The organism is Ensifer sp. 1H6, assembly GCF_001976035.1.
Lineage (GTDB): Bacteria > Pseudomonadota > Alphaproteobacteria > Rhizobiales > Rhizobiaceae > Ensifer > Ensifer canadensis.
Genome location: NZ_MOAI01000011.1, coordinates 135,205 through 146,734 on the forward strand (window position 1 = coordinate 135,205; position 11,530 = coordinate 146,734).

Annotated in this window: 9 protein-coding genes and 1 pseudogene; 2 read left to right on the forward strand and 8 right to left on the reverse strand. The window is 65.0% G+C overall.

The annotated features are described in order from the left end of the window. Positions 1 to 110 precede the first annotated feature (110 nt). Positions 111 to 578 (forward strand): NUDIX domain-containing protein, encoded by a 468-nt coding sequence (locus tag BKP54_RS15205; RefSeq protein WP_107027893.1) that lies wholly within the window; start codon positions 111 to 113, stop codon positions 576 to 578. A gap of 107 nt (positions 579 to 685) precedes the next feature. Here BKP54_RS15205 and BKP54_RS15210 read toward each other — a convergent pair whose 3' ends face one another. Beyond that, a complete protein-coding gene (locus BKP54_RS15210) occupies positions 686 to 1,663 on the reverse strand; it encodes a glutathione S-transferase family protein (RefSeq protein WP_038576325.1) in 978 nt (325 codons plus the stop codon). A gap of 259 nt (positions 1,664 to 1,922) precedes the next feature. Between BKP54_RS15210 and BKP54_RS15215 the strand changes: the two genes are divergently transcribed. Next, complete coding sequence (locus BKP54_RS15215; protein ID WP_025427956.1) at positions 1,923 to 2,480, forward strand: N-acetyltransferase; 558 nt, start codon at positions 1,923 to 1,925, stop codon at positions 2,478 to 2,480. Positions 2,481 to 2,493: 13 nt separating this feature from the next. On the opposite strand, the gene BKP54_RS15220 is transcribed toward BKP54_RS15215, so the two are convergent. The 7 genes and pseudogenes from BKP54_RS15220 to BKP54_RS15250 all read right to left on the reverse strand — a co-directional run bounded on the left by BKP54_RS15220 (position 2,494) and on the right by BKP54_RS15250 (position 11,463). After that, on the reverse strand, positions 2,494 to 2,916 hold the full coding sequence (locus tag BKP54_RS15220) for a GNAT family N-acetyltransferase (protein WP_084814557.1): 423 nt from the start codon (positions 2,914 to 2,916) through the stop codon (positions 2,494 to 2,496). Further along, positions 2,916 to 4,118, reverse strand: coding sequence for a cellulase family glycosylhydrolase (locus tag BKP54_RS15225; protein ID WP_025427954.1), 1,203 nt, complete (start codon positions 4,116 to 4,118; stop codon positions 2,916 to 2,918). Before BKP54_RS15225 ends, BKP54_RS15220 begins: the two co-directional genes overlap by 1 nt. A 54-nt stretch (positions 4,119 to 4,172) precedes the next feature. Continuing rightward, the gene (locus BKP54_RS15230) at positions 4,173 to 4,646 is read right to left on the reverse strand and encodes a GNAT family N-acetyltransferase (RefSeq protein ID WP_084814558.1); all 474 of its coding nucleotides are present in this window, start codon (positions 4,644 to 4,646) and stop codon (positions 4,173 to 4,175) included. Further along, positions 4,643 to 6,712, reverse strand: a complete 2,070-nt coding sequence (locus BKP54_RS15235) for a membrane protein (RefSeq protein ID WP_025427952.1) — start codon at positions 6,710 to 6,712, stop codon at positions 4,643 to 4,645. Before BKP54_RS15235 ends, BKP54_RS15230 begins: the two co-directional genes overlap by 4 nt. Positions 6,713 to 6,722: 10 nt before the next feature. Beyond that, positions 6,723 to 9,529, reverse strand: a pseudogene (locus BKP54_RS15240) (DUF4159 domain-containing protein). Further along, the gene (locus tag BKP54_RS15245) at positions 9,526 to 10,446 is read right to left on the reverse strand and encodes a DUF58 domain-containing protein (RefSeq protein ID WP_025427950.1); all 921 of its coding nucleotides are present in this window, start codon (positions 10,444 to 10,446) and stop codon (positions 9,526 to 9,528) included. Before BKP54_RS15245 ends, BKP54_RS15240 begins: the two are co-directional and overlap by 4 nt. A gap of 3 nt (positions 10,447 to 10,449) precedes the next feature. Continuing rightward, complete coding sequence (locus BKP54_RS15250; RefSeq protein ID WP_025427949.1) at positions 10,450 to 11,463, reverse strand: MoxR family ATPase; 1,014 nt, start codon at positions 11,461 to 11,463, stop codon at positions 10,450 to 10,452. Positions 11,464 to 11,530 lie beyond the last annotated feature (67 nt).

The following is an 11,530-nucleotide window of genomic DNA, read 5'->3' on the forward strand; positions in this document are numbered from 1 at the left end:
CGTCCCCGTCTAGCGCATATTCCGGTTGAGGGGAATCATGTCGCCGGATTAATCCGGTCTGACAGTCAATGCGGAAGGATAGGCATCTGAAGCAGGAGCGGCCACCGGAGATGCGACGCTGGTATCTCCGCGTCCTGATGCGCCTGGTGCACGGCTATTACGCGTTGTCGCGCGGCATGACGATCGGCGTGCGTGCCGCTTGCTTCGACGTTGAAGGGCGCGTCTTCCTGGTGCGGCATTCCTACCTGCCCGGCTGGCATTTGCCGGGTGGCGGGCTCGACCGCGACGAGACCGCGCTCGAAGGGTTGCTGCGGGAGTTGCGCGAGGAGGGCAATCTGGAAACGACCGCCCCGCCGACACTGGTACAGGTCTATTACAACAGGCGCACGAGTCGCCGCGATCACGTGGTCTTCTACCGTTGCGACGGCGTGCGCCAGACCTTGCCGAAGGTGCCGGATCTGGAGATCGCCGCGAGCGGTTTCTTCGCGCTTGATGCGCTGCCTGACGATACGACGCCGGCAACGCGCCGCCGGCTTGGCGAGCTTGCGGGCAGCACGGCTTTCGACAGCTACTGGTAGGGCCGGCCGCGCGCCGCCGCACGCGTGAACGCGCGGCGGCGGCTTAAGGCTCTTTTTTTGCGCATGTCATGATCGCAAAACCGCTACACACTTTTGCGCGACATGCGTTAGGCAGCCTGCCGCCCATGCGGCGCATCCAGATCGATGATCGGGCCGACGGGTACGACGCCGGTCGGATTGATCATCGTGTGGCTGCGGTAATAGTGTTCCTTGATGTGGTTCATGTTGACCGTCTCGGCCACGCCAGGCACCTGGTAAAGGTCACGCAGATAACCCTGCAGGTTCCTGTAATCGGCGATCCGGCGGATGTTGCACTTGAAGTGCCCGACATAAACGGGATCGAAGCGCACCAGTGTCGTGAACAGCCGCCAGTCGGCCTCGGTGAGCCTGCTGCCGGTCAGGTAGCGCCGGGTGGCAAGCCGCTCCTCCAGTTCGTCGAGCATGTCGAACAATGGGGTGACGCCTTCCTCGTAAGCTTCCTGGCTCGTGGCGAAACCGGCCTTGTAGACGCCGTTGTTGACCGCGCCATAGATGCGGGTGTTCAGCTCGTCGATTTCGCCTCGCAGTTCCTCCGGGTAGAAATCGTCGTTCGAGCCTGTCAGTTCGTTGAAGGCGGAGTTGAACATGCGGATGATTTCGGCGGATTCGTTCGAGACGATCGTGTTTTTCTGCTTGTCCCACAGGACGGGCACGGTCACCCGGCCGGAATAGGTTGGGTCGGCGCGGGCGTAGACCTGCCAGAGGGCGTGGAAGCCGTAGAGGTGGTCGACAGTGCCGCCATCCTTGCCCTTGAACTCCCAGCCCTTCGTCAGCATCAGCGGATCGACGATCGAGACCGAAATCAGGTCTTCGAGCTTCTTCAGCTTGCGGAAGATCAGCGTGCGGTGCGCCCAGGGGCAGGCAAGCGAGACGTAGAGATGATAGCGCCCGGCCTCGGCCTTGAAGCCGCCCTCGCCGGATGGGCCTGCCGACCCGTCGGCGGTGATCCAGTTGCGAAACTGCGATTCGCTGCGCTTGAAATGGCCTTTCGTCGCCGCCGTGTCATACCAGACGTCCTGCCAGATGCCGTCTACAAGCCTGCCCATGGGCGATCTCCTTTGTCGTTTCGTCGTTCATAGATAGCGTCTTTGCCGGTCTTCGATAGGTATCGATTTCTGAACAGTGCGTTTTGGGCTTTGACATCGGGCAATTTTCTGGTATCGGCGATTTCAGAAAATTTCTCTGTGTCCGGAACGAACCGTACTCATGACCTTCTCGGGAAACCTGCGACGACGCTGATGCTGCCAACGCCCTCTTCGGGTGACGCCATCCCCATGTCCGTTCGTATGCCTGGTTCCTGATCCCATGAAAAAGCACGACCTCGTCTACCTGACCGAAGACGCGTCCCATGACGCAGCCATCGAAATCATCAACGAAGAAGCCTTTGGCCCCGGCCGGTTTGCCCGGGCGGCTGCGCGCATTCGCGAGCAGGGGCCGCACGATCGGTCGCTGTCCTTCATCTGCGCCGACAATGGCGGGACGATCGCCTCGGTCAGGATGACGCCTGTGATGGCCGGTTCGATCAAGGGCCACCTGCTTGGACCGCTTGCTGTCAGGCCGTCGCACAAGAACATGGGCATCGGCCGGGAACTCGTGCGCATCGCCGTGGAGGCGGCACGGCGGAAGGGGTCGCAGGCCGTCATCCTCGTCGGCGATCCGCCCTATTATCAGCCGCTCGGCTTTGAAAAGGTCCGTTACGCCGCACTGGAATTTCCGGGCCCGGTCGATCCGGCACGGGTGCTGGTGGTGCCGATGGCTGAAGGCGTTCACGCCGGCCTTGCCGGCGTCATCGGCTGGCGGGACGACGCGGCCGCCCATGACGCGGCCGAGTTGGCCGATATCGAACTGGCGCTTGCCGTTTGATGGCCTTCGGGCCTTACTGCGAAACCAGCAGCTTTTTCAGGAAGACGCGGCTGCGGCCCGGTGGAAAGTCGGGCAACTCGCCGAAGGTCTCATAGCCCTGGCGCTTGTAGGCGCGCAGCGCCTGCGGGTTGAACGTGTCGATCCAGGCGCCGTGGCAGCCGCGACGAATGGCCTCTTCCTCGGCCGCCGTCAGCAGCTTGCCCGCAAGGCCCTGTCCGCGCAGGTCTTCCGGTAGCCACAGCCATTGCACGAACAACCAGCCCCAGGCGGTGTAGCCGCTGAGGCCGCCGCGTTTGCCCGCCGCATCGGGTCCACCGATGAGCACTGCCAGCGGCCGCCGCTCGGATGGGCCGACATCGGCGGCGTTGAACGCCGTCAGCCCGTTGCCGATCGCCTCGAGTGCTTCGGCCGGCGGTGCGTCGGTGATCTCGAACATCACTGCTCCTCCTTTGCCAGCCGTTTGGCTATCGGTTCGAATTCCGGTGTCGCCGTGCGCTTGACCGGATCCGGCGTGCCGGCGTCGATCGCGTCCCAGTATTTCCAGTGGACCTTCTTCGATCCCAGTTCGTAGTCCATGCCGTCCCAGCTGTCTTCGCGGAAGCTGTAGAAGGCCCAGTGCAGGCTGTTCTTGTCGAGCGTCGTCAGCACGTCTTCGAGGTAAGCCTTGCAGCCGGTCCAGCGGCGCATGCAGCCGAACTCGCCGGCAACGACGCGATTGAGCGGTATGCCCTTGTCTTTCGCCCATTGCACCGGTTGGTCGAGATAGGATGCGACCCGCGCCTTGTCCCAGTCCTCATCGCCTTCGCCGAAGGGCACCTTGCCGGGATAGGTATAGGGCTTCTCGCGCTTCATGTTGGGTGCGCTCGTCGCGGCGTAGGGCTCATACATGTGGAAGCTGTAGACCACCTTCTGGTCGCTGAGGCCCGACGGCCAATAGGTGAAGCCGTCGGCTGCCGCGTACCATCCGGCGTCGGCCATGATCGGGGTGGCCGGATCGACCTCGCGGATTGCGGCGATGACCGTTTCGTAGAAGGCCACGAGGTCGGATGCGCTGCCTTTCTTGCCGGCATACCAGTCGAGCATCGCCTTCCTGTCGGCATGCTCGGCAAGGCCGTTTTGCTTTTCAGGCGCCGGTTCGTTGATGATGTTGTAGGCGGCAACGCCAGGATGATCCCTAAGTTCGCGCGCGAGATCGCGCCAGAAGCTTGCGGCCTCAGCCCACCAGGCCTTGTCTTGCCAGATGCGCCCATCGAACTTGTTGCCGTTGTTCTGCGACCAGCGCATGCCGGGCAGCGACAGGGGAGTGATGACGACCTTCAACCCGGCCTTGTCGGCCCGGTCGAGCGTTTCCTTCAGCATCTTAAGGTCGGCCGCAGGAATGCCCTCGTATTTGTCGGCATCGCCGATCAGATAATCGCGCTTGGCCGGCTTCCACTTGTCGTAGGAGAGCCGGACCCAAGTGGCGCCGTAACCGGACAGCGCCTTGAAATAGGCCTCGTCCGGCGGCAGCCGGTTGAAGCTGTTGCCGCCGTGCTGCGGCTTGTCCCAGAAGCCGATGAGATCGGCCGCATGAGCGGGCCCGGTGACGACAGAACCGGCTACGGTGAGAGCGAGGAGGGAGGAGACGATCAAACGCATGTACAGGGCTCCTAAAAACTATCCCTGCGATTTCGACAGTCATTGTGGCCTAAATCAGGAACGGCGCATGCTGAAGACGTCGAGCCGGCTTTCACCCACATCGTTTTCGTCGAGCTGCCAGCCGCCGCGTTGATAGAATGCTCGCTTCTCCGGCAAGGAGCAGAGATGCACGCTCTCGACGCCGGTGGCCAAAGCCGCGTCCGCGGCATGGCGAACGATGCTCGCGCCGATGCCGAGTCCACGAAAGGTCGGCTCTACCCAGACCGCCGCGACCCAGGGACGAAGTGCCGGCCGCTCGTCGAGATCGGATTCGATTACCGATGCGGTGCCGATGAAGGTCGCGCCGCGATGGGCGACGATGGCAAACGGGATGTGCTGGTCGCCAAGGCTTCCGGCAACCAGTTCGGCGATATGGCCAAGCGGAAAGCCACGCGGCTCCCACCAGGCCCGCCAGACACGGTCGGCGATATCATCGGCGAAATAGGGCACATCGCGCAGGTTGCTGATGGCGACGCTCGGATCGGTCATCGACCCTCGCGGTACCAGGTCGCCGATATCAGGAAGAGCAGGACGGCAAGGCCGAAGAGACCGGTAAACAGCGACAGCGAGTTGATGCCCCTGAGCACGGTTTCATCCGTCATGCGCAGCGACAGCCGCTGGTCGTCGGCGACACGGACGGCGCCGCGCACCGGCAGGATCGATGGCAGGTCGATGGCGCCATCGGCACTTGCCAGCCGGCGCACAAGCCCCTTGGTCTTGTCAGCCCAGGGGCGCAGCTTGTCCTCGGTCGAGATCGCCGCCCTGAACTCCGGTGCGTCGACATTGCCGACATGCACAAGCGTCGTCAGTTCGTCGTTGGCGACTTCGAACAGGCCGGTTTCCGTGGTCTTGATTTCGGCGCTGTAAAGACCCGGCTCGCGCTGGGCGAGCGTCAGCTCCTCGGTCTTGCCGGACGGGTAGGTGAGGGTCGCATGGCCGGGGTCACCTTCGATGGTCTGACGGGTGATCTCCAGCGTGCGGCCGGCGGCACGCGCGGTCAGCGCTTCTTCTTCCAGCGCCGGCTCCTGCATCAGCCAATGGGCGGTGCGGCGATAGAGCGAGACGTGCGGACCGCCGCCCTCGAAACCGCGCGCCCAGAGCCAGCCCTGGTCGGACAGCAGCATGGCGACACGGCCCTTGCCGACGCGGTTCAGCACCAGCAGCGGCTTGCCGTCAGCCGCTTCCATCACGGTCTGACCGAGCGGCCTGTCGACGTCGACGGTGCGGAACCAGCGGCCCCACTGCGGCGGTTCGCTTGCCGCACCTTCGAGGCCACGGGTGACCGGATGCTTCTTTCCCTCGTCCGACAGGCGGGGGTAAAAGCCTTTTTCATTCATCACGCCGGTCGGGTTTGCCGGCAGCACGGCCGACAGGGGCGTTGCGGCAATGGAATCGTTGCCGGCATGTTCGGGACCGGCGGCGATCAGCAGCGCACCGCCGTTCTGAACATATTGCGCGATGTTGTCGTAGTAGAGGATCGGCAGGACGCCGCGGTGCTGGTAGCGATCGAAGATGATCAGGTCGAACTCGCTGATCTTGTCCACGAACAGTTCGCGCGTCGGAAAGGCGATCAGTGACAACTCGTTGATCGGGGTCCCGTCCTGCTTTTCCGGCGGGCGCAGAATGGTGAAGTGCACGAGATCGACGGCGGCATCAGATTTCAGCAGATTGCGCCAGGCGCGCTCGCCCGCATGCGGCTCGCCGGAGACGAGCAGCACGCGCAGGTTCTCGCGGATGCCGTCGAGCACATGGACGGCACGATTGTTGGTCTCGGTGACTTCACCGGGGACGCCGTTGACCGCGAATTCGAGAATGTTGTTGCCGCCGCGCGGCACGGTGAAGCTGAAGGGCACGTCAGTGCCGGGCTCGACCACTTCGGTTGCGATCTCGTTGCCGTTGAGGCGGATGGTCACCTGCGCGGTTCCGCCCGGTGCCGCACCGTCATCAACGACGCGGAAGGACAGCTTCTGCTGTTCGCCGACGATGCCGAAACGCGGCGCGCTGACGATCTCGATGCGGCGGTCGAACTCATCCGGCTTGCCGCTGATCAGCCCATGGATCGGCGCGTCGAAGCCGAGCTTCTGGTTGATATCGGGGACGTCGTGGATCTGGCCGTCGGTGATGAAGATCGCACCGCCGACCCGTGCCGGCGGCACATCGGCAAGCACGGAGGTCAAGGCGGAGAAGAGCCGCGTCGATGGCGCTTCGCTCTCTTCGCTGTCGGCAGCCTCGACGATGCGGGTCTCGATCTGCGGGAAGCGCGACAGCCGGTCCTTGAGATCGGCAAGCGCCTTGTCGGTCTGCTCGCGCCGGCCGGCATAGTCCTGGCTCTGGCTGCGGTCGACGACAACAGCGACGATGGTCGACAGCGGCTCGCGCTCCTCCTGGAAGAGGATCGGATTGGCCAGTGCCAGGCAGAAGGCGGCAAGGGCTGCGGCACGCACCCAGGCTCCGCGCACGCCGCGCCAGATGCCAAGCGCAGCCAGAATTGCGGCTGCAACGGCAAGCACCGCCAGATAGGGCCAGGGGATGAAAGGCGAGAAGTCGGCGGTCATCGATCGGCCCTCATTGTCCGAGCCGTTCGAGCAGGGCCGGCACGTGCACCTGGTCGGCCTTGTAGTTGCCGGTCAGCATATACATCATGATGTTGACGCCGGAACGGAAGGCGTATTCGCGCTGCATTTCGTCCGGCGGCACCGTCGGCAGCAGCGCGACGCCATTGGCGTCCACCGCCCAGGCGCCGGCAAAGTCGTTGCCGGTGATCATGATCGGCGTCACGCCGTCGCCCGAGCGCGCTGGGCGGTTGCTTGGCTCTTCGCGATTGTCGAGCTGCGCCTCGATCCAGAGCGGGCTGCCGGTATAACGGCCTGGGAAGTTCGCCAGCAGGTAAAAGGCCTTGGTCAGCACGTGGTCGGTAGGAACCGGCTCCAACGGCGGGATGTCGAGGTTGGCAAGGATCGCCTGCAGCCTCTCGGTGTTGGGGCTGGTGCCACCGGATGACGCGCCGAGCGAGGAGAACTGGTCGCGCGTGTCGAACAGCACCGTGCCGCCGGCGCGCATATAGGCGTCGATGCGGCTGACGGCCTGTGGGCTCGGCATCGGCGCCGAGGCGGAGACCGGCCAGTAGATGATCGGGTAGAACGAGAGCTCGTCCTTGGTGATATCGAGGCCGACGGGCGTGCCGGGCTCCAGCGTGGTGCGATAGGTGAGGAAGTCGGTGAGCCCCGTCAGCCCGCGCTCGGACAGGCGGTCGACTTCACTCTCACCGGTCACCACATAGGCCAGATGCGTGGTGTCGAGGCGCTCGAGAATGGCGGCGTCTTCCGGTCGACTGTCATCGGCCAGACTATCCGGCGGCGAAACGAGAAAGGCGCTTGCCGCCAGCAACAGGACCGCGGTCATGGCCTTTGCTGCGCGCAGCCGCGAGAAGGCCCCGCCCATGAACAACACGATCAGCGCGTCGACGAGCAGCAGCAGCAGGGCCAGTGTGAACAACGCCGGCTTCAGCGACCAGCTCTCGGACCCGGCCAGTTGCTGGGCGGTGTGAGCGCCGGCGGCCGTCATGTCGATCGGCTGCAGCTCGGCATTGCGTGGCAGCAGGTTGAGCGCGGTGAAACCGTCTTCGGAGCCATAGAGACCCGGAGGGTTTTCCGGTGTGGCGACCGGCACCTTGCCGGGGATGACGTCGAGCGGCCGGGCGTTGCCGGTCTCGGCCACGAGCACGCCGTCGGCATTGAGCAGCCGATAGGGCGCGAGCGTCTGCTGTTGCGCCTTGCCCTCGTTGGCAACGCCGCCGCCGCGCGAAAGCTGGACGCTGCGGCGAAGCATTTCGACGAAATCGCCCGAGATCGGCAGGTTCGACCAGGTGGCCTCGGCGCTGACATGGAAAAGGATGATGCGACCGGCGCCGTGAGCTGAGGTCGTTACCAGCGGCGTGCCGTCGGCAAGGCTTGCCCAGGTGCGCTCGGCAAGATCGGAGGTCGGCTCGGCCAGCACCTGCCGCTTGACGAGAATGTCTGTCGGGCGTGCCATGCCGGCAAACGGGCTGTTTCCGGGGTAGTCGGCAAGCGGCTGCGGTTCGGACCAGGACAGCGCGCCGCCAAGCGCGCGTTCACCCTGGCGCAGCGTCACCGGCACGAGCGGATCGTCTGCGGGGGCAGCGGCAAGCCGCGGGCCGGCAAAGCGGATGAGCATGCCGCCATTATCGATCCACTTCGACAGCTTCGGATAAATCTCCTCCGGCAGCCGGCCGATATCGGCATGATCAGTACGGACGGCTTCTGCTCCAACAGTTCCGGAATGGCGACGGCGAGATCCGTCTCGTGCGGTTCGACGAGATCCGCATAGGGGGTGAGCGCACGGTTGATGTAGTAGAGCGGCGATAGCAGCGGCTGCGACAGGTCGCGGGCCTCGCCGCTCAGCAGGGCGACGCGGCGACGGCGGAAGCCATCGTCGAGCAGATGCACGCTGCCGGCGGTCGCTGCATTCTCGATGCCGATGCGGGCAAAGTCGTTGCGCAGTTCGAAGGGCGCTTCGATGCTGCCCTTGGCAACGCCTTCGCCCGAGGCGAAGGCGATCTGTCCATCGGCGATCGCGCGCCCACGCGTATCGTAGGCGACGATCGGCAGGGTCAGCGCGCCGTCCTTGCGCAGGCGCGTTGCCGTCACCGACATGCCGGTCGAGCCGTTGCTGGTATCGGTCAGCGCTACGGTGCGGCTACCATCGGCCTCGACGACCCGCAGTTCGGCAGCTCCCACGTCAGCAAGCGCTGCCATCGTCTTTTGATCCGCAGCCTCGATGCCGTCGCTGACGAAGGCGAGCGTGCCGGGATTCGTGCCCTCAAATGCGGTTTTCAGCGCGGCTATCGCCTGGGCTCGGTCGACGGCAAGGGGAATGGGGGCGGCAGCGGCAAGCCTGTTGCGCGCGGTTGCTGCCGAGCCTGGCGTGGCGTCGTGCTGGCGATCACCGGTGAAGGCGATGGAGACTGCAAGGTCGCGCGCTTCCGCGTCGTCAATCAGCGTGCTCACGGCATCGACGCGCTGTTCCCAGTCGGTGGCGGTTGCCCAGCTGTTGTCGACGACGATCGCCAGCGGGCCGCCGGTAGCAAGTGTGTTCTGACGCGGGTTCACGACGGGATCGGCGATCGCGAGGATGACGGCGGCCGCCATCAGCATGCGCAGCAGGGTCAGCCACCACGGGCTTTTCGATGGGGTTTCCTCGCGCTTCAACACGGAGGCGAGAATGCGCAACGGCGGGAACACTTCGGCCGCCGGTTTCGGCGGCGTCATGCGCAACAGCCACCAGATCACCGGCAAAGCGATCAGGGCTGCCAAGAGTGCCGGATTGGCGAAGAGGAAGGGAAGGCCGGTCATAGCTGGCCTCCATGCGTAGCGCGTCCTGGCATGCCGGACAGATACATGTGGACGGCAACCAGCGCCTCGGAGGCGGGCCGATCGGTCCTGTGCGGCGTGAAGGTCCAGCCGAGATGGCGCAGCGTGACGCCGAGGCTTTCGCGGCGGGCGAGGTAGGCGCGCTGATAGTCCTCGCGCAGGACCTCGGCGCGGCCGGCCGTCAGTTTCTGGCCGGTTTCCGGGTCGCTGAATTCAGTCCGCCCGGCATAGGGGAAGACTTCCTCCGCCGGATCGGCAACCTCGACGACATGACCGCGCAGGCCGCGGCGGGCGAGCGGGCCCAGCCGCTCCATGATCCTGTCGGTCGGATCGAGAAAATCGCCGATCAAGACGAGATCGCTGGCGCTGCGGATCATCCCCGTCTCGGGCAGCCCTTCGGAGAGCGGGCTCAGCATGATCGCGGTTGCCAGCCGTTCGGCGGCGTTGCGGGCGGAGATCGGCTCCATCACGCCGGGGCATCCGATGCGTTCGCCGGAGCGGGCGAGGATTTCGGCGAGCGCCAGCATCAAGACCAGGGCCCGGCTTTCCTTTGACACCGAACCGAGCGTTGACTTGTACATCATCGACGGAGACAGGTCGGCCCAGAGCCAGATGGTGTGGGCCGCTTCCCATTCGCGGTCGCGCACATAGGTATGGTCGTCGCGGGCCGAACGGCGCCAGTCGATGCGCGACAGGCTTTCGCCGTCGCTATAGGGGCGAAACTGCCAGAAATTCTCGCCGATCCCGCGCTTGCGCCGCCCATGCCAGCCGGAGATCACCGTATTGGCGATGCGGCGGGCCTCGACCAGGCAGTCAGGAACGAGCATCGCGCGCTGCTGCGCACGGGAAAGAACCTCACCAGCGGGGGTACGCGCAACTATGTGCCCGATGGAGGCCATTCTTTATCCCTTGGCTTGCTTCACCAGCTCGGCGACGACATCGCGCACGGTCATGCCTTCGGCACGGGCAGCGAAGGTCAGCGCCATGCGGTGCTGGAGAACGGGCTCGGCGAGCGCCAGAATATCGTCGATCGACGGCGCCAGGCGACCGTCGTAGAGCGCACGGGCGCGGGCGCAGAGCATCAGCGCCTGTCCGGCGCGCGGACCCGGGCCCCAGGCGACGTTCTTGTCGGTGGCGGCATTGCCGTTGCCGGGGCGGGCGGAGCGCACGAGATCAAGGATGGCATCGACCACCTTCTCGCCGACCGGCATCTGCCGGATCAGGCTCTGGATCTGCTGCAGGCGGGCGGCGTCGATCACCGGCCGGGCCGAGGCCTCCGTGACGCCGGTGGTCTCAAGCAGGATCTGTCGTTCGGCGGCAAGCTCGGGATAACCGACGTCAACCTGCATCAGGAAGCGGTCGAGCTGGGCTTCCGGCAGGGGGTAGGTGCCTTCCTGCTCCAGCGGGTTCTGGGTGGCCAGCACGTGGAACGGCTGCGGCAGGTCCTTGCGGGCTCCGGCAACGGTGATGTGATACTCCTGCATCGCCTGCAGCAGCGCCGACTGCGTGCGCGGCGAGGCACGGTTGATTTCGTCGGCCATCAGCAGCTGCGTGAAGATCGGACCGGGGATGAAGCGGAAGGAGCGGTGGCCGGCGGCATCCTGGTCCATCACTTCCGAGCCGAGAATGTCCGATGGCATCAGGTCGGGCGTGAACTGCACGCGGCTGGAATCAAGGCCGAGAACGGTGCCGAGCGTCGCGACCAGCTTGGTTTTCGCAAGGCCGGGAACGCCGACGAGAAGGGCGTGGCCGCCGGACAAAACGGCAAGCAGCGTCTGCTCGACCACGTTCTCCTGACCGAAGATGACCTTGCCGACTTCGGCCCGCACGAGCGCGATCTCCGCGAGCGCGTTTTCCGCCGCGGCAACGATCGCCCTTTCGTCGGTCGCTTCCGTGGCGCCCTTCATCACACTCATGGTCGTACTCCCCGGTCGCCCGTTGTTGAACCGAATCGCCCCGCGGGGGATTTTCAGTTGCCTTATT

Bases quoted from the DNA above. Each gene is read 5' to 3' on its own strand.
- BKP54_RS15205 (WP_107027893.1), top strand. From the start codon at position 111: ATGCGACGCTGGTATCTCCGCGTCCTGATGCGCCTGGTGCACGGCTAT.
- BKP54_RS15210 (WP_038576325.1), bottom strand. From the start codon at position 1,663: ATGGGCAGGCTTGTAGACGGCATCTGGCAGGACGTCTGGTATGACACG.
- BKP54_RS15215 (WP_025427956.1), top strand. From the start codon at position 1,923: ATGAAAAAGCACGACCTCGTCTACCTGACCGAAGACGCGTCCCATGAC.
- BKP54_RS15220 (WP_084814557.1), bottom strand. From the start codon at position 2,916: ATGTTCGAGATCACCGACGCACCGCCGGCCGAAGCACTCGAGGCGATC.
- BKP54_RS15225 (WP_025427954.1), bottom strand. From the start codon at position 4,118: ATGCGTTTGATCGTCTCCTCCCTCCTCGCTCTCACCGTAGCCGGTTCT.
- BKP54_RS15230 (WP_084814558.1), bottom strand. From the start codon at position 4,646: ATGACCGATCCGAGCGTCGCCATCAGCAACCTGCGCGATGTGCCCTAT.
- BKP54_RS15235 (WP_025427952.1), bottom strand. From the start codon at position 6,712: ATGACCGCCGACTTCTCGCCTTTCATCCCCTGGCCCTATCTGGCGGTG.
- BKP54_RS15245 (WP_025427950.1), bottom strand. From the start codon at position 10,446: ATGGCCTCCATCGGGCACATAGTTGCGCGTACCCCCGCTGGTGAGGTT.
- BKP54_RS15250 (WP_025427949.1), bottom strand. From the start codon at position 11,463: ATGAGTGTGATGAAGGGCGCCACGGAAGCGACCGACGAAAGGGCGATC.